The sequence below is a fragment of the Burkholderia cepacia complex sp. TUM26381 genome, from assembly GCF_057439935.1.
In genome coordinates, this window is sequence record NZ_CM172007.1 from 1,862,629 (window position 1) to 1,883,885 (window position 21,257).

Consider the following 21,257-nt stretch of genomic DNA (forward strand, 5'->3'; position numbering starts at 1 on the left):
AATTGTTTCCCAATACGTGCAGTCGGTCATCGTATGATCGACGCAACGCACGGGTTCACCAAGCGGTTACATAACACCTTGAAACGCTTATGCAGCGGGCCTTTCCGGCATTTCCCGGTGAAAACCCTAGCTTTACATTTTTACTGGTGCAACACGACCGTCCGATGTCGTCAGACGCCTTCGGCAAAAAATCATCTTACAAATGCGCAGTCGCAGCTGACACTGCGATTCACGCCGCCGCGCAGGATCGCTGACATTCATGACACCCACATTTCGGGAAGCGAAATCATGAAAACGTTTTAGTCGATCGGCGGGAAACCGGACGGGCGCGGCCCGGCGAACGCGGGCCGAGGGGGATGCCGGCGCAGTGCGCCGGCGATATTCAGCGCGACGCCGGACCGGCGAGCCGCGCGTTCACCGCATCGGTGAGCGCGGCCATGCGCGCACGGATCGCCGTGTTCGAGCCGACCAGCGCAAGCGACGACGCCATGATCCGGTAGATGCGCTTTCTCGGCACCTTGGCCGGCTTCGCCGGATCGAGCCACGCATCGTGGCCGGCCAGCAGCTCGAGCGTTTCGAGGCCGATCATGATCGGCCACAGGCACGCGAGCCGCAGCCGCATGTAACGGCGCGGAATCGCGAGCGTATACAGGCACGCGTCGCGATACTGGTCGAGCGTCACGCGCAACAGGTCGACCAGCACGCCGCGCGCACGCGCCGACGCACCGGGTTGCATCAGGTCGGCCACACCGAGCCCGTGCGCGCCCAGTACGGCGTCCGGCAGATAGCAGCGGCCGATGCGCAGGTCCTTCGCACAGTCGCGCAGGATGTTGGTCATCTGCAGCGCCTTGCCGAAGCGGATGCCCTTCTCCCGCATGTCCGGCAGGTCCCAGCCGCGCGCGGCGCGCGTGTGCGCGCCCGTCATGACGGTCCAGAACTCGCCGACGCAGCCGGCAACGAGGTACGTGTAGCGATCGAGTTCGTCGCGCGTCGGCAGCGACGCAACCTGCCCCGACTGCTCGTCCGGGAACGTGTGCAGGTCGAATTCCATCCCTGAGATCAGCGTCGCGACGACCTTGCGGATCGACGCGCGATCCGCATCCGGCTGCGCGCGCAGCAGCGCGAGCATCGGCTCCATCGAGCCGAGCAGCACGTGCTCGTGCGAATCGGTCTGCATCCGCGTCACGTCCTCGAGCGAACGCGACAGCGCCGCGCCGTCGCCGAGCCGCTCGATCTCGTCGCGCAGGCCGGTCAGCAACGCCGCGCGGCGACCGGGCGCGACGAGCGCGGTGTCGGCGATCGTGTCGGCCGCGCGCGCGAGCAGGTACGCAAGGCCGACCGGGTCGCGCATGCCGTCGGGCAGCACGCGCAGCGTCAGGTAGAAGGAGCGGGAAACGTTCTTCAGCAGCTCGCCGAGCAGATAGGCGGGATCGGTATGGGTCGTCATGGGTCGGGAAAAATCGGCCGGCGCGAACCCCGGACGCACTCGGGCGCCGGGCGCCCGCGCCGTCCGCGAGTCGCCGCATCGTCGCGCCGGGCGGGCGTCGGCCCCCGGCGCGGCGATGCAAAATTCCCGCAAGTTTAGTGCATCCGGCGCGCGGCCTGCCTGCGGCGGCCGGATTGCGGCATACGCCAGGCCATCGTCAACGCGCCTGTCACGGGCATCGCACCCTAAAAAATCAGAACGGAAAGGTCAAAGTAATACATATGTAATTATTCGGTGCGACGATCGCGCACCGTTCGATCCCGTGCGGCACGGCCCCCCGGCCGCGCCGCCGGAACGACCGCCCTTTTCCGACTCCCGTTTCGAAGGTTCATCGACATGCTCTTCAAGCGCCCGACCTCCCTGCGCTATGTCCCGTTCGCCTGTGCCGCCGCGTTCCTGCTCGCCGCGTGCGGCGGCGACGACGATGTGGCGTCCGATCCCACGCAGCCGATTTCCGCGAAGGTCCAGGTGGTCGGCCATCGCGGCGCGAGCGCGCTGCGCCCCGAACACACGCTCGCGTCGTACCGCAAGGCGGTCGAGGACGGCGCGGACGTGATCGAGCCCGATCTCGTGTCGACGCGCGACGGCGTGCTCGTCGCGCGCCACGAGAACGAGATCTCGGGCACGACGAACGTGTCGGTGCTGCCGCAGTTCGCGAGCCGCAAGGCGACCAAGACGATCGACGGCGCCCAGCTGACCGGCTGGTTCACCGAGGACTTCACGCTCGCCGAGCTGAAGACGCTGCGGGCGCGCGAGCGCATTCCGCAGGTCCGCCCCGCGAACACCGCGTACAACGACCAGTTCGAGATTCCGACGTTCGACGAGATCGTCGCGCTCGCGAAGCAGATGTCCGCGCAGACCGGCCGCACGATCCACCTGTATCCGGAAACCAAGCATCCGACCTACTTCCAGTCGATCAATCTGCCGCTCGAGGACCGTCTCGTCGACGCGCTGCTGAAGGATACGTACACGTCGCGCACGGCGACCGTCTACATCCAGTCGTTCGAGGTCGCGAACCTGAAGACGATCCGCAACCGGATCAGGTCGAGCCAGCCGAACTGGAAGCTCGTGCAGCTGATGGACGAAGCCGGCCAGCGCCCGTACGACTTCGTCAAGGCCAACGACAAGCGCACCTACGGCGACCTGTCGACGCGCGACGGCATGCGCGAGATCGCGACTTATGCGAACGGCGTCGGTCCGTACAAGACGTCGATCATCGCGGTCGCCGCGGACGGCACGCTGCAGCAACCGACGCCGTACGTGCGCTACGCGCACGAGGCCGGCCTCGTCGTGCATCCGTACACGTTCCGTCCGGAGAACAACTTCCTGCCCGCGTCGCTGAAGGACGGCGGCACGCCGGCCACGCGCAATACGGCCGGCTCGGTGCGCGAGATCCAGGCGTACCTGCGCGCGGGCATCGACGGCTTCTTCACCGACGATCCGGCCGTCGGCCGCACGGCCGTCGATACGTTCAAGCGCTGACACGCGCGACCCGGGCGCGGCGCACGTCGCACGCACCGCGCCCGGTTGCACCGTATCGGTCAGATCACGTTGAAGTGGTGCGTGCCGTCCCGCTTCAACTGGTCGACCAACCCGTATTCCCAGTCGAGATACGCCTGCATCGCGGCCGCCGCGTTGTCGGTGCCTTCGTACGGGCGCCGGTAGCGGTCGACGCGCGGCGACGCGAGATGCGTCTCGCCGCTTTCGAGCGGCAGCCCCGCGTCGATCCACGCGGCCGTGCCGCCGGTCAGCACCGAGATGTCGGCCGACGCCGGCAGCAACGCGCGTGCATCGTCCGCCGCGAACCGCGCCAGCAGGCTCGATCCGCACGTGAACACATAGCGCTTCGCGGGCGGGATCGCCGCAAGCGCATCGCGCAACTGCGCGCGCACGGCGAACCACGCGCCCGGAATATGGCGCTTCACGTAATTCGCGCTGGCCGTCACGTCGACGATCGCGAGTTCGCCGGGCGCCGCTTCCTTCAGCCAGCCCGCGAGCGTCGCGGGCGACACGTCGGTCGCAGGCGGCGTTGCCGGCACGTCGCGCGGCGGCTGGCCGCGCTCGCCGAACGCGGCCTCGCCGGCCGGTTCCACGACACGCACGTCCCAGCCCATCTGCGCGAGCCACGACGCGGTCATGTCCGCGCGCACGCCGTCGTCATCGGCGAGCACGATCCGTGCACCGCGCACGGCCGCGTGATGGTCGGTCTCCTGCACGAGCTGGCCGCCCGGCGTGCTCAGGAAGCCCGGCAGGTGGCCGGCTTCATATTCCTCCGGCGTGCGCACGTCGAAGCGGTACAGCGTGCGGCCCGGCTCGTCGAGCGCGGCGACGTCGGCCAGCGCCATGCGCGGCACGCCGGCACGTTCGGCCACCGCGCGTGCAGCCTGACGCGCGTCGGCGCGCTGCGTCGCGTCGATCTCGTCCGGAAAGCGGCGGGCGGCGCCGCGTTCGAGCGCCTGGCCCGCGAGCGTCCAGCCGATCGTGCCGTTGCGCAGTGCCGCGACCGGATTCGGCAGCCCCGCGTTGACGAGCGACTGCGTGCCGATGATGCTGCGCGTGCGGCCCGCGCAGTTGACGACCACCTGCGTCGCCGGATCGGGCGCGAGCGCACGCACGCGCAGCACGAGTTCCGCGCCCGGTACGCTCGTCGACGTCGGGATGTTCATCGTCTGGTATTCGTCGAACCGGCGTGCGTCGACGATCACGACATCGGCCTTCGCATCGATCAGCGCCTGGACTTCCTGCGCGGACAGCGACGGCGTATGGCGTTCGGCCTCGACCCATTCGCCGAACGACTTGCTCGGCACGTTCACGTCGATGAACAGCTCGCCGCCCGCAGCCTGCCAGCCGGCAAGACCGCCGTCGAGCAACCGCACATCGGTGTAGCCGAGTGCCGCGAGCTTCGCGGCCGCGCGCGGCGCGAGATCCTCGCCGCCCGCGTCGCCGAACACGACGATCGGCGTGTCACGGCGCGGAATCCGCGTCCATGCGTCGAGTTCGAGCTTCGACAGCGGGAAGTTGGCAGCCCACAGCGGATGGCCCTGCGCGTACGGATCTTCCTCGCGTACGTCGATCAGCGCGAGCTCGTCGCGGGCCAGCAGGCGTGCGCGCACGTCTTGATACGACGCGACGGGAAAACGGGAGGTGGAATCGGCGGATTGCGTCACGATGTCTCTGGGTTGAATACGTTGAAGTCGGTGAAGAAAGCGGAACGGATCAATCTTGGGCCTGCCGGCACGCGCCCGCAACGGGCCGCGACGACGGGCGTTGCGTCAGGCATTCGAATAGCCCGACACGAAAGGCTTCACGGTGCCGTCGTCCAGGAACACCGCGCGCTCGACCTTGCCGATGTTCGCGCCGTACACGTGAATGCTGATCGACACCTGGTCGGCAAATGCGTTGGTCACGCGATGGACGTCGCCGATGCGCGGCGACACGGCCTCGACCTCGCCGGGCGCCAGCCGCACGGCATCGCCCGCGGCCACCGGCTTGCCCGCTGCGTCGAACCGGTACGGCTGCGAGAACTCGCCGCCGCGCAGCATCCCGATCAGCCCCCACACCGTGTGGTTGTGGATCGGCGTCGTCTGGCCGGGGCCCCACACGAAGCTGACGACCGAGAACCGCTCGTCCGGATCGAGATGCAGCAGGTATTGCCGATAGCGCTCGGGATCGGGCTGCGCGAACGCGTCGGGCAACCAGTCGTCGTGTTCGACGAGCGCGGCGAGCAATGCGCCGCCCTCGTCGAGAATGCGCGCCTCGTTCGCGCCGGACGCGAGCAGCGCGCCCAGACCGTCGACGAACGGACGCAGCGGCGTCTGCTGCAACGAAAGCGTACTCATCGGCTGTCTCCTCGAATATGATGCCGAATATGATGGATCGTCATGATGCACCCGAAAGACCATGCAGAACAAACATGAAAATTAGCGATATCGACGCTTTTGCAGCGGTCGTCCGCTGCCAGACCCTGAGCCAGGCCGCGGCCGAGCTCGGGATGACGCAGCCCGCGATCACGCGGCGCGTCCAGAATCTCGAGGAAGCGCTCGGCGTGATCCTGCTCGACCGCAACACGAAGCCGCCGCGCCCGACCGACATCGGCCGGCAGGTCTTCGAGCAGTGTCGCGCGATCCTGCGCGAGGTCGATGCGCTGCGCGAGCTGACGGCCGGTGAGCAGCCGCCCGCCGGCGAATTCCGGATCGGGCTCACGCAGGGGCTCGGCGAACTGATGTTGCCGGCGCTGATCGCCGATCTCGCCGCGCAGTGGCCCGCGCTCGCGACGCAGGTCACGACGGCCTGGGGCGGGATGCTCGTCGAGCGTGTCGCCCGCCGCGAACTCGATGCGGCGCTCGTGTTCCTCGCACGCGAAATGGTGTTGCCGGCGCAGGTCGAGGGCGAACGGCTGCTGGCCACGCGGCTCGTTGCGGTCGGCCGCCGGGGCGACTGGCCGCGCCGCAGCTACCGGCTCGCCGATTGCCACGCGCGCGGCTGGGTGCTCAATCCGGACGGCTGCGGCTTTCGCGCGGGGCTGCGGCGCGCGCTCGACGCGCAAGGCCTGCCGATGCCGGTCACGCTCGACACCTACGGCCGCGACCTGCAACTGCAGAGCGTCGCGAATGGCTTCGGCCTGGGGTTGATGCCGCTGCCGCTCGTCGAAGGCAGCCCGCTGCGCGATGCGCTCGACATCGTGCCGCTCGCCGATTTCAAGCCGCAGATCGATCTGTGGCTGCTGCGCCGGCGCGATGCGGCCCGCTTCGACGCGCCGCTCACGGCCATCGCCACACATGCACGCGCGGCGTTTGCCGTGCCCGGGCAATCGCACGGCAAGGCCGCTTAACCCGGCGGGGCGGCACGTCCACCGCGCCGCCCGGTCGTCACGCGCGACACCCCAGCCTCGCTCATGCATCGTGTCGATCGCGTTCGACCTCGCTGCGTGACGCGTCTCCCGCCTCGATCCTCGTTTCGCTCGCGCTTGCCGCATCAAGCGCCGCCCGCCCCGCCGCCACCGCGATCGCGTCGTCCTGCGGCGTATGCACACGGCTGCACAGCACGTCGCGATAGTGGCGTTCGAGCGGATTGGCGCGGCTCAGCCCGTGATTGCCCGACAGCTTCAGCGCCTGCTCGACCACGCGGATCGCGTGCCCGGTCACGGCGCGTTTGACGAGGCCGCTCGTCGTCACGGACGGCGCGTTGCCCGCGTCGGTACGTGCGATGTGATCGTCGAGCAGCACCCGGTTCGTGTGCAGCCAGCCCTCGATTTCGCCGACGGCTTCCTGCACGCGCGGCAGCGTCGCGAGCGGCACGCCGAGCCCGCTCGGCGCACGCGTCGTCGCGAATCCGGCCAGCCAGTCGCGCGACGCGCGCGCAACCGCGTCGTACAGGCTGCCGAGCAGCGCGACCATCCACGCTTGCTGGTCGGCCTGCGCGTCGGCATCCGCATGGGTCGCGCCCGACACGGCCCACGCGTCCGGCGCGCGCACGTCGACCGCGTGATCGGGCGGCACCCACGCATCGTCGAACACGACTTCGTGACTGCCCGATGCGCGCAAACCGAGGTGGTTCCAGCTTTCGATCACGCGGATGCGGTCGCCGTCCGCGTCGCGGTCGCGCGGAACGAGAAACACGCCGACGCGCGACTCCGGTTCGTCGGTGCGTGCCCACACGGCCAGCCAGCGCAGTGCCGGAATGCCGGTGCTGTACAGCTTGTGGCCCGACAGCCGCCAGCCGTCGCCGTCGCGACGCGCGATGGTTGCCGGGAGCCCGCCGCGCGACGGCGAGCCGAGTGCCGGCTCGACGCGCAGCGCGTTGATCAGCGCGCCGTGCGCGACCGCGCTGTCGAACACCGCGCGCCGCACCTGGGCCGGCCAGCGGTTGTCGGCGCGGCCAAGCGCGCGATGCTGCAGGTACGTCATCGTCAGTACCAGCGCGGTGGCCGGATCAGACCGCGCGACGGCTGCCACGATCCGGCTCGCCTGCGCGAGCGTCGCACCGGCGCCGCCATGCTCGCGCGGCACCACCTGCGCGATCAGCCCCGCGCGATGCAGCCGCGCAAAGTTCTCGTGCGGAAAACGGCCTTCAACGTCGTTGCGGGCCGCATCGTCGGCAAGCTCGGGGGCGAGACGGTCGAGCAGCGCGGCGACGCGTGCGTCGTTCGCCCGGTCGGCGTCGCCGGCATCGTCGGCAGGCAGGAGGCGCAGCGCAGGCTGCGGGGACGGCGAGGAAGCGGCAAGGCTGGCGGACATCGAGACGGATTCCCTGGGGAGTGCAAACACGGCGCCAACGCGCGCCCGATCATTCACGAGCCCACAGCGTATGCGCAACGCAACCGGCCCCAAACCATGCAAATCTGATATTCAAATCGGGATTGATTATTTCCATTCCGCATGATCGCGGCGTTAACCTGCGCTCCATTCCTGCCCGGCCGTGCGCCGGGATATCCCTGCACCGGAGACCCAGATGAGCGTCGAATTCATCGGCATGATCCAGAGCCAGAAGCAGTCGGAGATCCACCCGGCATCCGGCCCCGTGGTCGACCCCGACTATGTGCGCGACTTCGCGCGCGCCCACGAAACGGCCGGCTTCGACCGGATCCTCGTGCCGCACCATTCGACCGGCCCGTCGGCCACGCTGACGATCGCGTTCGCGGCGGCCGCGACCGAGCGCATCCACTTCATGCTCGCGCATCGTCCGGGCTTCACCACACCGACGCTCGCCGCGCGGCAGATCGCGACGCTCGACCAGTTCAGCCGCGGCCGGCTCGCCGTGCACTTCATCTCCGGCGGCTCGGACAGCGAGCAGCAGCGCGACGGCGATTTCCTCGACCACGATGCGCGTTATGCGCGCACCGACGAATATCTCGGCATCCTGCGGCGGATCTGGACCGCAGCGCAGCCGTTCGATCACGACGGCGCGCACTACCGGTTCACGCAGGGCTTTTCGGAAGTGAAGCCGTTCCAGCAGCCGCATGTGCCGATCTACTTCGGCGGCGCGTCGGAAGCCGCGCTCGCGGTGGCCGGCAAACACGCAGACGTGTACGCGCTGTGGGGCGAGTCGCTCGACCAGGTGCGCGACCTGACGACACGCGTGCGCGCCGAAGCCGCGAAGCACGGCCGGCAGGTGCGCTTCTCCGTGTCGTTCCGCCCGATCCTCGCCGCGACCGAAGACGAAGCGTGGGCGCGCGCGCATCGCATCCTCGACGAAACGCGCCGGCTGCGCGAAGCCGCCGGTCTCGGCGCCGGCGGCCCGCAGCAGAGCGAAGGCGCGCGTCGCCTGCTGGCCGCGGCCGATCGCGGCTCGCGTGTCGACAAGCGGCTGTGGACCGAGATCGCGAAGCTCACCGGCGCGCGCTCGAACTCGACGGCGCTCGTCGGCACGCCCGAACAGGTCGCCGACGCGCTGCTCGACTACTACGACCTCGGCGTGACGACCTTCCTGATCCGCGGCTTCGACCCGCTGGAAGACGCGATCGACTACGGCCGCGAACTGATTCCACGCGTGCGCAGCGCCGTCGCCGCACGCGACGCAGCACGCCGCGCCGCCTGAGCCCAACGGAGCAACCCGCCATCATGTCCGCCGTCCTTTCCTCGCTCGTCCGCACCGCATCGGGCCTCGAACTTGCCGAAGCACCGCGCCAGCATTTCTGGTTCGACCCGGCCGCACCGCGCATCGACGTCGCCGCCGAACGCCGCCACCGTCAGGAGCGGCTCGCAGCCGCGTTCCGCCTGTTCGCGCGCTTCGGCTTCGCGTCGGGCCTCGCCGGCCACATCACCGCGCGCGATCCGGAACTGCCCGATCACTTCTGGGTGAATCCGCTCGGCGTGCATTTCTCGCAAATCAAGGTGTCCGACCTGCTGCTCGTCAACGCACGCGGCGAAACCGCGATCGGCACGCGGCCGCTGAACAAGGCCGCATTCGCGATCCATGCGGCGATCCACGAAGCCCATCCGCACGTCGTCGCCGCCGCGCACACGCATTCGACCTACGGCAAGGCGTGGTCGACGCTCGGCCGCCCGCTCGATCCGCTCACGCAGGACGCTTGCGTGTTCTACGAGGATCACGCGCTGTTCGACGACTTCACGGGAATGGTCGTCGACACCGGCGAAGGTGCACGGATTGCCGGTGCGCTCGCGAAACCGGACGGCACCACGCACAAGGGCGTGATCCTGAAGAACCACGGGATCCTGACGGCCGGCCCGACGGTCGAGGCCGCCGCGTGGTGGTACATCGCGCTCGACAACGCCGCGCACACGCAATTGCTCGCGGAAGCGGCCGGCACGCCGCAGCCGATCGATCACGCCACCGCCCGCCACACGCACGGGCAGATCGGCGGCCCCGACGGTGCGTTGCATGCGTTCGACAGCCTGTTCGCGCGCGTCGTCGCCGACGAACCCGACCTGCTCGACTGAGCGCCTTTCCGCAAGACCGGAGACCCGACAATGACCCACCCCACCGCTCCCGCTCCCGCCGGCGCGCACGACGACAAGCGCCGCCGCCTGCTGCGCGCGGCCGGCGTCGCCGCGCTCGCCGTGCCGGCGATCACGCTCGGCCGCAAGGCATGGTCCGCGCCGCCACTGAAGAAGCTCACGTTCGCGTGGAACCAGAACGCGTTCTGCCTGACGCCGATCGTCGTCGCGCAGGAGCGCGGCTTCTTCGAGAAAAACGGCCTGAAGGTCGAGTTGGTCAACTACAGCGGATCGACCGACCAGTTGCTCGAATCGATCGCGACCGGCAAGGCCGATGCGGCGGTCGGGATGATCCACCGCTGGCTGAAGCCGCTCGAAGCCGGCTTCGACGTGAAGATCATCGGCAGCTCGCACGGCGGCTGCGTACGGCTGCTCGGCGCGAAGGCGGCCGGCGTCACGACGCTGCAGGCGCTGAAGGGCAAGACCGTCGGCGTCAGCGATCTCGCTGCGCCCGGCAAGCATTTCTTCTCGATCCTGCTCGCAAGGAACGGGATCGATCCCGAGCGCGACATCACGTGGCGGCAGTATCCGGCCGACCTGCTCGGCGTCGCGGTCGACAAGGGCGAAATTCATGCGATCGCCGACGGCGACCCGAATCTCTATCTGCTCGAAAAGCGCAGCAACGGCGCGTATACGGAACTCGCGACGAACCTGTCCGGCGAATACGCGCGCAAGGTGTGCTGCGTGATCGGCGCACGCGGCGACCTCGTACGCAACGACCGGCCGTCGGCCGCCGCGCTTGCGCGCTCGATCGTCCAGGCCACCGAGTACACGCACGACAACCCGAACGAAGCCGCGAAGGTGTTCGCGAAGTATTCGCCGAAGATCAGCCCCGAAGACCTGCGCAAGCTGTACGCGACGCTTACCTACACGCATCACCCGACCAACGTCGACCTGCAGCAGGAAATCGCGTTCTATGCGGACGATTTCCGCCGCATCAGCGTGTTGAAGAAGAGCACGGACCCGCAGCGTTTCGCGCAGCAGGTCTATGCCAACGTACTGGGGTAACGCGATGTCGACGATCGAACACGCTTCCACGGCCCGCACCGCCGCGGCACCCGCCGGCGGCAGTAGCGCCACGTCTGCGCGCGTTGCCTGCACGGCCTGCGAAGCCACGCTGGCCGCCGAAGCGCGCCGCGCGCGCATCTGGCCGGCCGGGATCGCCGCCTCGCTCGCGTGGGCCGCGCTCGGCGCGCTCACGCAACTGTGGCCGAACCGCATCGTCGGCTTCAGCGACTGGGCGTACACCGACACGTTCGGCACCGCCGCATGGACGATCGCCGCGCTGCTGCTGGCCGCCGCGACGCTCGGCCATCTCGTCCCCGCGACGCGCACGCGGCTCGCGCGCGTGCGCCCGGCCGGCCCGTGGCTCGTCGCGCTGCCGCTCGTGCTCGCCGCGTGGGAAATCGTCACCGCGAAAACCGGCTGGCTGCCGACGCCGTTCTTCGCGCCGCCGCAGGCGCTGATCGAGGTCTACGTCGACGACTGGCCGCGCCTGCTGGGCAGCGCCGGCAACACGCTGAAGCTGCTCGCGCTCGGGTTCGCATACGGCGTCGCGGTCGGCTTCGCGGTTGGCGTGTCGATCGGCTGGTCGCGCCGGATCGGCTACTGGATCCATCCGGTGCTGCGCGTGCTCGGCCCCGTGCCGGCCACCGCGCTGCTGCCGCTCACGTTCTACTTCTTCCCGTCGAGCTATTCGGCCGCCGCGTTCCTGATCGCGCTCGCAACCGGTTTCCCGGTCGCGGTGCTCACGTGGTCGGGCGTCGCGAGCGTGAACAAGCAGTACTACGACGTCGCCCGCACGCTCGGCGCGAACGCGCGCTTCCTCGTGCTGCGCGTCGCGATTCCGGCCGCGCTGCCGCACGTGTTCGTCGGCATCTTCATGGGGCTGAGCGCGTCGTTCACCGTGCTGGTCGTCGCCGAGATGATGGGCGTGAAGTCGGGGCTCGGCTGGTACCTGAGCTGGGCGCAGGGCTGGGCGTCGTACGTGAACATGTACGCGGCGCTGATCGTGATGGCGCTGCTGTTTTCCGGGCTGATCGCGCTGCTGTTCGCGGTGCGCGACCGCGCGCTCGCGTGGCAGAAAGGAACCGTCAAATGGTAAGCGCCGCCGTACTCGAATCATCCGATGCCGCTGCACCCGCCGGCACTGCGCCGCGCGGCGCACGCATCGACATCCGCCGCGTAAGCCATGCGTTCGACGGCCCCGGCGGTGCGCTGCCGGTGCTCGACGACGTCACGCTGTCGGTCGCGGCCGGCGAATTCGTCGCGCTGCTCGGCCCGAGCGGCTGCGGGAAATCGACGCTGCTGCGCCTCGTCGCGGGGCTCGATGCCGCGCGGCAAGGCGGAATCGCGCAGGACGGCGTGCCGATCGAGCAACCCGATCCGTCGCGCATCGTCGTGTTCCAGGACCCGACGCTGTACCCGTGGCGGCGCGTGCGCGCGAACGTCTCGCTCGGCCTCGAAGCGCGCGGCGTGGCGCGAACCGCGCAGCACCGCGTCGACGATGCGCTCGCGCGCGTCGGGTTGCAGGACTTCGCGAACGTGTTCCCGCATCAGTTGTCCGGCGGGATGGCGCAACGTGTCGCGCTCGCCCGCGCGCTCGTCAACGATCCACGTCTGCTGATTCTCGACGAGCCGCTCGGCAAGCTCGACTCGCTGACGCGGCTCACGATGCAGGCCGAGCTGACCGCGCTGTGGCAACGCGACGGGTTCTCGGCGCTGCTCGTCACGCACGATGTCGAGGAAGCGCTGTTCCTCGCGCAACGCGTGATCGTGTTCGGGCCGCGCCCCGCACGGATCGTCGCCGAATTGCGCGTCGACCTGCCCTACCCGCGCCATCGCGGCGACCCGCGCCTCGCCGAACTGCGCCACGACGCGCTGCGGCATCTCGGGCTCGACGCGAGCTGGTAGATGCGAGGTGCCGTTCGACGACGGGTTGTGACACGGCGGAGACGCGTGCGATGAATGCGCCGCCGTTCTCCGACTGGGCGATCGCATTCCTGCAATTGCTGTATCGCGCGCAAATCGCATTGGCGCACGTGTTGCACGCAGTTGGCCTGACGGGTGACGCCGACGGCCAGGCCGCGTGGCCGTGGACGCACCGTATTGCGCTCGAAACATTGCGCATCGATGCCGGACTGACGCGACAACTCGCGTTCGCCTGCGCAGTGACGGCGCTGGCCGTCGTGCTCGCCGGCGTCGCGCTCGCTGCGCGCAAGTGGCGCGTGCCATCTGCGATTGCCGCTCTGGCAGTCGCATGGCTCGCGCCGTGGCCGCCGTCGTCGCTGTGGCTCGCGCCCGCCGTGCCGACGAGTTTTCAGCGCGATCCCGCGCCGTTTTCCGTATCGAACGTGATGCGCGGCGCGCACCTGTATGCGCAGCACTGCGCGGCCTGCCACGGCGCGGACGGGCGTGGCGAAGGACCGCTCGCGGCCACGCTCACGCACTGGCCGCCAACCTTTGCCGGCGCGCTGCTCGCGCGTCGTCTCGACGGCGAACTGTTCTGGCGTGTGCGGAACGGCACGCACGACGAACGGGGTGTGTCGACGATGCCCGGGTTCTCCGCGACACTCGGCGCGCAGGACACGTGGGCCGTGCTCGACTACCTGAAGGCGCTGGCTGCGGGCAGCGGCGCGCAGGCGGACGGCGCATGGCCGGTACCCGTCCCGCTGCCGGCGCTCGACGTGCGCTGCGGCAACGCCGCGCCGCAATCGCTCGACCGCTGGCGCGAAGGCCAGCGCGTGCGCATCGTTGCGCTCGCGCCGGGTGCGGCAGCGCCCCCCGAAGACGCGCGCTGGCAAACCTTGCTCGTCACTGAACAGGGGGCGTCCGTGGCGCCCTCGACCGCCACGCGCGCGAACTGCGTCGCGACGACGCCCGACGCATGGCTCGCGTTCGCAACGATTGCCGGCGTCGCGCCCGACGCGCTCGGCGGCACGCAACTGCTCGCCGATCGCCGAGGCTGGCTGCGGGCACGCGCGTTGCCGGGCAGCGCCGGCTGGTCGGACGCCGACCTGCTGTGCCGCTCGGATGCGGGCGCCCGGCCGGCTGCCTCGACCGCCGGTGGCGACGCGCTGAGCGCCCTGCTGCTGCGCGTCGACACCGAACCCGTGCGCGACGTGCAGGCCGGACTCCCGCATTGACCTCCTCGAATCCTTCTTCCGACCGACCTTCACGATGAATCCGACCCGACGCCATTTCCTCGCGCAAGCGAGCGCCCTCGCCACGATCGCCGCCGTGCCTGCCGCACTGCGCGCGCAATCGGGTTCACGGCCGCTGCTACGCGCCGGCGACCAGAAAGGCGGCCTGCGCGCGCTGCTCGAAGCGGCCGGCGAACTGAACGGCCTCGCGTACGACATCGCGTGGACCGAGTTCCCGGCTGCCGCACCGCTCGCCGAAGCCTTGAACGCGGCGGCCGTCGACTGCGGGCCGATCGGCGACGCGCCGGTGATCTTCGCGCTCGCGTCGGGCGCCCGCATCAAGGTGATCGGTGTGAACCGTTCCGATCCGTACGGCACGGCCGTGCTCGTGCGCCCCGACGCCGCACTGAAAGGCGCGGCGGACCTGAAGGGCAAGCGCATCGGCACCACGCGCGGTTCGATCGGCCATTTCGTCACGCTGAAGGCGCTCGACGCCGCCGGCCTGCCGCCCGATGCGGTGTCGTTCCGCTTCCTGCCGCCGGCCGACACGATGCTTGCGCTCGCCACCGGGTCGATCGACGCGTGGGCGACGTGGGAGCCCTATACCGCGCTCGCCGAAACGAGCGGCCGCGCGCGCGTGCTGGTCAACGGCCGCGGGCTGTGGTCGGGCCTCAGCTATCTCGCGGCGACCGACGCGGCGATCGCATCGAAGCGCGACGCGTTGCACGATTTCCTGCGGCGCGTCGTGCGCGCACAGACGTGGTCCTACCGGCATGCCGACGCGTATTCGGCGGCGCTCGCGCGCATCATCGGCATTCCGCCGGCCGCCGCGAAGCTGCAGTTCGAGCGCCGCAACACGCGCTGGCTGCCGATCGACGCGACGGTGATCGCCGAACAGCAGCGCACGGCCGACTTCTACCTGAAGGCCGGGCTGCTGCGCCAGCCGCTCGACGTGCGCACGACCTTCGACACCGGGTTTCCGCTCGCCTGAGCCGCGGCGCGGCAGCGTGCAGCGGCCCAAACGGCATCGGCACGATCTGGCACAATCGCGATTCGACCATCCCGCGTTCAGCCAGCGTCATGCCAGCCATCACCGAACTCTTCGTCTATCCGATCAAATCCTGCGCCGGCATCGCGCTGACGCGCGCACAACTGCTCGAAACGGGCCTCGCGTACGACCGCCACTGGCTGATCACCGATCCCGACGGGCAGATGATCACGCAGCGCACGCATCCGCGCCTCGCGCTGATCCGCACCGCGCTCGACCAGGATGCGCTCGTACTGAACGCGCCGGGCATGCCCGAGATCCGCACGCCGCTCGACGGCGACGCATCGCCCGCGACGCCGAAGATTGCCGCGACCGTCTGGCGCGACACCGTCGACGCGATCGACACGGGCGCCGAAACGGCCGCGTGGCTCACCGCATACCTCGGCACGCCGACGAAGCTCGCGCGCTTCGGGTCCGACTCGCGCCGTGGCTGCAACCGCAAATGGACTGGCGAGATCGACACGCATACGCAGTTCGCTGACGGCTATCCGCTGCTCGTGATCGGCCAGTCGTCGCTCGACGACCTGAACGCGCGGCTCGCCGCGAAAGGCGCGCCGGCGATTCCGATGAACCGCTTCCGCCCGAACATCGTCGTGTCGGATCTCGATGCATACGAAGAGGATTTCGTCGAACACCTCGACACCGACGGCGAAACGCCGGTGCGGCTGCGCCTCGTGAAGCTGTGCACGCGCTGCCCGATGCCGACGATCGACCAGGCCACCGGCGCACCCGATCCGGCGTGGCCGCACGAGCCGACCGACACGATGCAGACCTATCGCGCGAACCCGAATTACGACGACGCGCTGACGTTCGGCATCAATGCGATCGTCGTCGAAGGCGCCGGTGCGTGGCTGGAAATCGGCCAGCCGGTCGAAGCGGAAATCGGGTTCGGCGACTGAGCCGGGCAGTTCCCCCTTCCGGTCCCGCAGCGTCACGCACCCTCACGCGGCGCGTGACACCACCGCCTCCTTCACCGCCACCGGCAGCCGGATCGTCACGACCAGCCCGCCGCCTGCCGCATCGGCAAGGGTGACGCTGCCCTGATGCACGCGTGCGATTTCCCGCACGATCGACAGCCCGAGCCCCGTTCCTTCGACCGTCTGCGTCTTGCTGCCGCGATGAAAGCGCTCGAACACGGCATCGCGTTCGTCCATCGGGATGCCCGGCCCGTTGTCGATCACGTCGAGCCGCGCCTGCTCGCCGTCGCGCGACACGCGCACCGTGATCACCGCATGGTCACCCGCATAACGGATCGCGTTGTCGATCAGGTTGCCGATCATCTCGCCGAGCAGGTCGGACTGCCCGTGCACGTCGACGTCGGTCTCGTGCTCGAAGCCGAGATCGATGTCGCGCGCACGCGCGACAGGCGACCAGTCGAGCGTCACGCTGCGCGCGAGCCGGTGCAGCGCAACCGGCTTGTGCGCGACCGCATGGCCGCTGTCCGAATCGAGCCGCGACAGCGACAGCAGTTGCTGGACGATCTTCGCCGCCTGCCGCACCGCACCGTTCGCGCGCCGCAGGTGCCCGTTCGCGCGCGGCTGCTCGTCGGGCCGCAGCGCGAGCTCGACGCCGGCCTGCACGGCCGCGAGCGGCGTCTTCAACTGATGCGCCGCATCGGCGAAGAAGCGGCGCCGGGCAACCTGCATCCGCTGTGTGCGACCGATGTACTGGTTGATCGAATCGACGAGCGGCGCCAGCTCGCTCGGGATCGCGCCGGTGTCGAGCGGCGTCGTGTCGTCCTCGCTGCGGGCGGCGACGGTGGCCGACAGCCGGTTCAGCGGCCGCAGCCCGCGCCCGACACCGAGCCACACGATCCCGAGCGCGAGCACGACGAGCAGCCCTTCCTGCAGCAGCGACCCGATCAGGATCTCGCGTGCGAGCGCCTGGCGCGCCTCGATCGTCTCGCCGACCATCACCCACACGATGCGCGACTGCGCGGTCGGCACGTCGTGCACCGGGATGCGCAGCGCGGCCATCCGCAACTGTTCGCCGCGATAGACGACGTCATAGTAGCGCGTGACGAACAGCGCGCCGTCGCCCGCGTCGCGCCCCTGCGGCAACGGCAGGTCCGGATAGCCGGTGATCGTGTGGCCGTTGTCTTCGCGGATCAGGTAGTAGATCTTGCCGCCGTCGCTCGATTCGAGCATTTCGAGCGCGAGATACGGCAGGTCGACCTCGATCTCGCCGTCGTTGAGGCGCACGCCTTCGCGGATCGACTTCAGCGACGACGACAGCGTGCGGTCGAACGCGACGTGCGCGGCGCTCATCGCGCGCTGGTACGTCAGCCACGAGTCGAGCGCGAGCAGCCCGAGCAGCGGCAGCAGCAGCCACAGCGCGACCTGCGCGCGCAGGTTCGGGCGGGTCATTCAGCGCGCTCCACCTTCGCTTCGAGCAAGTAGCCCAAGCCGCGCAACGTGACGATCGCGACGCCCGTGTTCTCCAGCTTCTTGCGCAACCGGTACACGTAGATCTCGATCGCATCGGCATTGACCGACTCGTCGAGCCCGAAGATCTTCTCCGACAGCGTGTCCTTGTTGATCGCGCGGCCGTTGCGCAGGATCAGCACCTCGAGCACCGAGCGCTCGCGCGGCGTGAGCGACAGCGGCTCGCCCGCGAGGTGAAAGCTGCGGTCGATACTGTCATACAAAAGCGGCCCGCATTCGACGCGCGAATGCTCGTGGCCGAGGCTGCGCCGGATCAGCGCGCGGGCGCGCGCCTCCAGCTCCGTCAGCTCGAACGGCTTCGCGAGATAGTCATCGGCGCCGAGATCGAGCCCCTTCACGCGGTCCTCGACCGACCCGTGCGCGGTGAGGATCAGCACCGGCACCGGGTTGCGGCGCGCGCGCAGCCGCCGCAGCACCTCCAGCCCGTCGAGCTTGGGGAGCCCGAGATCGAGGATCACCAGCGCGTAATCCTGCGTGCGCAGCACGTGGTCCGCCGCCTCGCCGTCCGCCATGTGATCGACCGCGAAGCGCGCGGCGCTCAGCGCGTCGCTCAGCGACTGGGCGAGGTTCGGATTGTCTTCGACGAGCAGCACACGCATGGGGATTCCAGTAAGGTCAGCGACAGGCCGCTACATTACATGATCCTTTCCATGCCGACGCCTCGCGGAAACACGGGTTGCGCGGGTGCCACCAAGCCGCCGCGCGCGGCCCCGACGCTGCGGCTCAGCGCTCGGCGGCGGAACGGTTGCCCGTCGCGAAACGCGCCTTGCCGACCCCGCTCCGTTCGCGAAAACCGACCACCACCGCCAGGAACGCGACGCTCGCGCCGACCGTGACGACGATCATCGGGTGCGCCGTACCGTCCGACAACCACGCCAGCACGCCGCCGCACGCGGCCGTGATCCCCATCTGGATAAAGAAGAACAGCCCCGACGCCGTGCCGGCGATTTTCGTGTACGGCTGCATCACCGCGAACTGGCAGGCCGGGATCGCGATCCCGACGGCGATCATCACGACGAACATCGGCACGACGAGGGCCGTGACCGCCATCGGCGCGACCGCGCCGCCGATCCACAGCACGGCGGCGCCGGCCAGATTGACGGCTGCCGCCGCCGCGATCACGGCATCGGCGTTCCAGCGCCTGCTGGCCCGCGCGAACGCGCTCGAGCCGATCAGGTAGCCGAGCACGGTCACGCCGAAAATCGCCGCATAGACCGGGCCGGACACGCCGATTTGCCGCTGGAACAGCGTCGACGATTCCGCGATGAACGGATAGTACGTGCAGTAAACGAAGCTGATCGCCAGCGAGTAACGCAGGAAACGGCGTTCGCGCAGCAGGCCCGCGTAGATCCGCACGAGCCCGGGGCCGGCCTGCGGCCCCGCATCGCGCTCGCGGGTCTCGGGCAGGTAACGCAGCACCATCGCGGTTGCGACCAGCCCGCCCGCCGCGAGCCACCCGAACACGCCGCGCCAGCCGAGCCACTCGGCAATGGCGCTGCCTGCCAGCGGCGCGACCACCGGCGACAGCGCCATGCCGGCCGAAATGTGGCCGAGCATCGTGGCCTGCGTCGCGGCCGGAAAGCGCTCGCGCACGATCACGCGCCCGATCACGGTGCCGCTGCAGCCGCCCAGCGCCTGGAACACGCGCGCGGCGATCAGCGCCGGGATGCTGGTCGACAGCGCGCAGGCGACACTCGCGACGACGTACAGGCCCAGGCCGCCGAGCAGCACGGGACGGCGGCCGTAGCGGTCGGACAACGGCCCCGACACCAGCATCGACAGTGCATAGCCGACCATGTAGAGGGTCAGCGTCAGCTGCAATTGGGCGTCGGTGCCATGCAGCGCGTCCGCCATCGCGGGCAGCGACGGCAGATACGCATCGATCGTGACGCGCGGCAGGCACACGACGAGCATCAACAGGAACAGCCAGCCCCATTGGGCCAAGGAACGCGTCTTCATGCGATAAGTCCGTTTCAGTCCGGATGGGTGGGATCGATCGCAATTTATGAGGAAAGTGATATAAGCTGAAGGGCCATTAAATCCACCATTGACTGGACCACTATGCCGCGAGGCAAAGCCGCGATTCCGCTTGATCTGCCGCGCCCCGCCGGGTTGTCGGCCGGCAGTCCGCAATCGAAACAGGAGTGCATCGCCGACACGATTCGCGATGCGATCCTGAAGCGCCTGCTGCCCGGCGACAGCCCGCTGCCGTCCAGCCGGACGCTGGCCGCGCGCTGGGACATCGCGCGCGGCACCGTCGAAGCGGCTTACGACATCCTGTGCGCCGAGGGCTACATTGCGCGCACGCAAGGGTCCGGAACGCGGGTCTGCGCGGTGGTGCCGGACAGCTATCTGCGCGCGGCCGCGCAGTCGCGCGACGGCACCCCGCGCGTCACCGCGGAGTCCGTCGCGCCGGCCGCCGCCGAGCCCGAACATGGCGTGCGCCCGGGCGTCCCGTTCGTCGCGCGGCTCGCCGATCCCGGCCTGATGCCGATGCAGCAATGGAAGAAGGCACTCGGCGCGAGCCTGCTTGCCGCAACGGCTGACGACCTCGGGGCGACGCCGGCACAAGGCGTCGAGGGCCTGCGCAGCGAAATTGCCGCGTACCTGCGGGAATACCGCGGCATCCCGTGCGAAGCCGGCGACATCTTCATCACGACCGGCATCCGGAACGCGATCGATCTCGTCGCGCGCACGCTGCTCACGCCCGGCTCGACGGTCCTGATGGAAGATCCCGGCTACGCGTCGGCCTGGCAGATTTTCACGATCGCGGGGGCGACCGTGATCGACGTGCCGGTCGATCGCGAGGGGATCGACGCCGCGGCGCTGGACCGCTATCCCGATGCGTGTGCCGCTTACGTGACACCGGCCCATCAGGCGCCGCTCGGCATCACGATGTCGGTATCGCGCCGCCTCGAGCTGCTCGACCGGGCGCAGCGCCACCGCACGTGGATCATCGAAGACGACTACGACGGCGAATTCAGCTACCAGACCGCCCCGCTGCCCGCGCTGAAATCGCTCGACGCGTGCGATCGCGTGATCTACTGCGGCTCGTTCAACAAGACGCTGTTTTCGGGGCTGCGTATCGGCTTCATGGTCGTGCCGGAAGCATTGCGGCCGGCGCTGTCGGCCGTGTGGCACGCGACTGCGCGTGCGGTCGGCGTGGCACCCCAGCTGGCGCTCGCCCGCTTCATCGCAAACGGCGATTTTGCGAAGCACCTGCGCGCCGCCCGCCATGCGTACCGCCAGCGTCGCGACATCGTGCTCGACCAGTTGGCGAAGCACGCCGGCGGGCGCTACACGGTGTCCGGCGAGCACGTGGGCTTTCATTTCGTGCTGTGGCTGCCGCCCGGGATCGACGACGCGACCTGTGTCGCACAGGCCCGCGCGGCCGGCGTCGCGTTGCAGCCGATCCGCGAATTCTGTCGCAGCGCCCGGCGCGAAGCGGGCGTCGTCGTCGGGTATTCCGCGCTGACCGCCGCGCACGCGCGGCATGGCGGCCGCCTCCTCGGCAAGCTGCTGGCCGCCGCCGCGTAGCCCGCCGCCAACAAGGGCGTCCGCGCCCGCCTGCGCACCGCTTTCTTCCCCTGTCGAACCGTGCCGCGCGCCGCGAAACCCGCGGCCGCCGCCGCTTCGACCTCGGGAAATCCATGACACAAACGACACGATTGTGAACCGGAA

General features: G+C 69.5%; 18 protein-coding genes. 11 read left to right on the forward strand and 7 right to left on the reverse strand.

The features are described 5' to 3' along the window. Positions 1–382: 382 nt before the first annotated feature. Positions 383–1,447: a phytoene/squalene synthase family protein gene (locus ACWMMN_RS25090; RefSeq protein WP_486423263.1), complete on the reverse strand. Its 1,065-nt coding sequence runs from the start codon at positions 1,445–1,447 to the stop codon at positions 383–385. 375 nt (positions 1,448–1,822) lie between these two features. On the opposite strand from ACWMMN_RS25090, the gene ACWMMN_RS25095 reads away from it, so the two are divergent. Further along, a complete protein-coding gene (locus tag ACWMMN_RS25095) occupies positions 1,823–2,968 on the forward strand; it encodes a glycerophosphodiester phosphodiesterase (protein WP_059240699.1) in 1,146 nt (381 codons plus the stop codon). 59 nt (positions 2,969–3,027) lie between these two features. Here ACWMMN_RS25095 and ACWMMN_RS25100 read toward each other — a convergent pair whose 3' ends face one another. Continuing rightward, on the reverse strand, positions 3,028–4,653 hold the full coding sequence (locus ACWMMN_RS25100) for a rhodanese-related sulfurtransferase (protein WP_059240700.1): 1,626 nt from the start codon (positions 4,651–4,653) through the stop codon (positions 3,028–3,030). 105 nt (positions 4,654–4,758) lie between these two features. Beyond that, positions 4,759–5,325, reverse strand: coding sequence for a cysteine dioxygenase family protein (locus ACWMMN_RS25105; protein ID WP_059240701.1), 567 nt, complete (start codon positions 5,323–5,325; stop codon positions 4,759–4,761). Positions 5,326–5,342: 17 nt separating this feature from the next. Between ACWMMN_RS25105 and ACWMMN_RS25110 the strand changes: the two genes are divergently transcribed. After that, positions 5,343–6,317, forward strand: coding sequence for a LysR family transcriptional regulator (locus ACWMMN_RS25110; protein WP_486423264.1), 975 nt, complete (start codon positions 5,343–5,345; stop codon positions 6,315–6,317). A gap of 61 nt (positions 6,318–6,378) precedes the next feature. Here the strand turns inward: ACWMMN_RS25110 and ACWMMN_RS25115 are convergent, their stop codons facing one another. After that, positions 6,379–7,722, reverse strand: coding sequence for an acyl-CoA dehydrogenase family protein (locus ACWMMN_RS25115; RefSeq protein ID WP_486423265.1), 1,344 nt, complete (start codon positions 7,720–7,722; stop codon positions 6,379–6,381). Positions 7,723–7,936: 214 nt separating this feature from the next. Between ACWMMN_RS25115 and ACWMMN_RS25120 the strand changes: the two genes are divergently transcribed. The 8 genes from ACWMMN_RS25120 (at position 7,937) to ACWMMN_RS25155 (ending at position 16,031) form a co-directional block, all read left to right on the forward strand. Next, positions 7,937–9,022 (forward strand): LLM class flavin-dependent oxidoreductase, encoded by a 1,086-nt coding sequence (locus ACWMMN_RS25120; protein WP_059240704.1) that lies wholly within the window; start codon positions 7,937–7,939, stop codon positions 9,020–9,022. Between the two features lie 23 nt (positions 9,023–9,045). After that, the gene (locus ACWMMN_RS25125; protein WP_486423266.1) at positions 9,046–9,885 is read left to right on the forward strand and encodes a class II aldolase/adducin family protein; all 840 of its coding nucleotides are present in this window, start codon (positions 9,046–9,048) and stop codon (positions 9,883–9,885) included. Between the two features lie 30 nt (positions 9,886–9,915). Then, positions 9,916–10,950, forward strand: a complete 1,035-nt coding sequence (locus ACWMMN_RS25130) for an ABC transporter substrate-binding protein (RefSeq protein WP_340625026.1) — start codon at positions 9,916–9,918, stop codon at positions 10,948–10,950. 4 nt (positions 10,951–10,954) lie between these two features. Beyond that, a complete protein-coding gene (locus ACWMMN_RS25135) occupies positions 10,955–12,046 on the forward strand; it encodes an ABC transporter permease (protein WP_486423267.1) in 1,092 nt (363 codons plus the stop codon). Then, positions 12,040–12,855: an ABC transporter ATP-binding protein gene (locus ACWMMN_RS25140; protein ID WP_174991797.1), complete on the forward strand. Its 816-nt coding sequence runs from the start codon at positions 12,040–12,042 to the stop codon at positions 12,853–12,855. Before ACWMMN_RS25135 ends, ACWMMN_RS25140 begins: the two co-directional genes overlap by 7 nt. A gap of 50 nt (positions 12,856–12,905) precedes the next feature. Next, positions 12,906–14,087 (forward strand): c-type cytochrome, encoded by a 1,182-nt coding sequence (locus ACWMMN_RS25145; protein WP_174991798.1) that lies wholly within the window; start codon positions 12,906–12,908, stop codon positions 14,085–14,087. Between the two features lie 34 nt (positions 14,088–14,121). Further along, on the forward strand, positions 14,122–15,075 hold the full coding sequence (locus ACWMMN_RS25150) for an ABC transporter substrate-binding protein (protein ID WP_174991799.1): 954 nt from the start codon (positions 14,122–14,124) through the stop codon (positions 15,073–15,075). A gap of 89 nt (positions 15,076–15,164) precedes the next feature. Continuing rightward, positions 15,165–16,031: an MOSC domain-containing protein gene (locus ACWMMN_RS25155; RefSeq protein ID WP_486423268.1), complete on the forward strand. Its 867-nt coding sequence runs from the start codon at positions 15,165–15,167 to the stop codon at positions 16,029–16,031. A gap of 42 nt (positions 16,032–16,073) precedes the next feature. Here the strand turns inward: ACWMMN_RS25155 and ACWMMN_RS25160 are convergent, their stop codons facing one another. From ACWMMN_RS25160 to ACWMMN_RS25170, 3 genes are all read right to left on the reverse strand, one after another. After that, on the reverse strand, positions 16,074–17,498 hold the full coding sequence (locus tag ACWMMN_RS25160) for a sensor histidine kinase (protein WP_059240712.1): 1,425 nt from the start codon (positions 17,496–17,498) through the stop codon (positions 16,074–16,076). After that, positions 17,495–18,175 carry a response regulator gene (locus tag ACWMMN_RS25165; protein ID WP_059240713.1) on the reverse strand — a complete coding sequence of 227 codons (681 nt, stop codon included), beginning with the start codon at positions 18,173–18,175 and terminating at the stop codon, positions 17,495–17,497. Before ACWMMN_RS25165 ends, ACWMMN_RS25160 begins: the two co-directional genes overlap by 4 nt. 124 nt (positions 18,176–18,299) lie before the next feature. Beyond that, on the reverse strand, positions 18,300–19,535 hold the full coding sequence (locus ACWMMN_RS25170) for a multidrug effflux MFS transporter (protein WP_486423269.1): 1,236 nt from the start codon (positions 19,533–19,535) through the stop codon (positions 18,300–18,302). 102 nt (positions 19,536–19,637) lie between these two features. On the opposite strand from ACWMMN_RS25170, the gene pdxR reads away from it, so the two are divergent. Next, entirely contained in the window at positions 19,638–21,113 is a 1,476-nt protein-coding gene (gene pdxR / locus ACWMMN_RS25175; RefSeq protein WP_486423270.1) for a MocR-like pyridoxine biosynthesis transcription factor PdxR, read from the forward strand. The last annotated feature ends 144 nt before the right edge of the window (positions 21,114–21,257 follow it).

Coding starts and splice junctions, on each gene's coding strand:
- ACWMMN_RS25155 (WP_486423268.1), top strand. CDS start 15,165: ATGCCAGCCATCACCGAACTCTTCGTCTATCCGATCAAATCCTGCGCC.
- ACWMMN_RS25150 (WP_174991799.1), top strand. CDS start 14,122: ATGAATCCGACCCGACGCCATTTCCTCGCGCAAGCGAGCGCCCTCGCC.
- ACWMMN_RS25135 (WP_486423267.1), top strand. CDS start 10,955: ATGTCGACGATCGAACACGCTTCCACGGCCCGCACCGCCGCGGCACCC.
- ACWMMN_RS25160 (WP_059240712.1), bottom strand. CDS start 17,498: ATGACCCGCCCGAACCTGCGCGCGCAGGTCGCGCTGTGGCTGCTGCTG.
- ACWMMN_RS25095 (WP_059240699.1), top strand. CDS start 1,823: ATGCTCTTCAAGCGCCCGACCTCCCTGCGCTATGTCCCGTTCGCCTGT.
- ACWMMN_RS25105 (WP_059240701.1), bottom strand. CDS start 5,325: ATGAGTACGCTTTCGTTGCAGCAGACGCCGCTGCGTCCGTTCGTCGAC.
- ACWMMN_RS25125 (WP_486423266.1), top strand. CDS start 9,046: ATGTCCGCCGTCCTTTCCTCGCTCGTCCGCACCGCATCGGGCCTCGAA.
- pdxR (WP_486423270.1), top strand. CDS start 19,638: ATGCCGCGAGGCAAAGCCGCGATTCCGCTTGATCTGCCGCGCCCCGCC.
- ACWMMN_RS25090 (WP_486423263.1), bottom strand. CDS start 1,447: ATGACGACCCATACCGATCCCGCCTATCTGCTCGGCGAGCTGCTGAAG.
- ACWMMN_RS25120 (WP_059240704.1), top strand. CDS start 7,937: ATGAGCGTCGAATTCATCGGCATGATCCAGAGCCAGAAGCAGTCGGAG.
- ACWMMN_RS25170 (WP_486423269.1), bottom strand. CDS start 19,535: ATGAAGACGCGTTCCTTGGCCCAATGGGGCTGGCTGTTCCTGTTGATG.
- ACWMMN_RS25145 (WP_174991798.1), top strand. CDS start 12,906: ATGAATGCGCCGCCGTTCTCCGACTGGGCGATCGCATTCCTGCAATTG.
- ACWMMN_RS25130 (WP_340625026.1), top strand. CDS start 9,916: ATGACCCACCCCACCGCTCCCGCTCCCGCCGGCGCGCACGACGACAAG.
- ACWMMN_RS25110 (WP_486423264.1), top strand. CDS start 5,343: ATGATGCCGAATATGATGGATCGTCATGATGCACCCGAAAGACCATGC.
- ACWMMN_RS25140 (WP_174991797.1), top strand. CDS start 12,040: ATGGTAAGCGCCGCCGTACTCGAATCATCCGATGCCGCTGCACCCGCC.
- ACWMMN_RS25165 (WP_059240713.1), bottom strand. CDS start 18,175: ATGCGTGTGCTGCTCGTCGAAGACAATCCGAACCTCGCCCAGTCGCTG.
- ACWMMN_RS25115 (WP_486423265.1), bottom strand. CDS start 7,722: ATGTCCGCCAGCCTTGCCGCTTCCTCGCCGTCCCCGCAGCCTGCGCTG.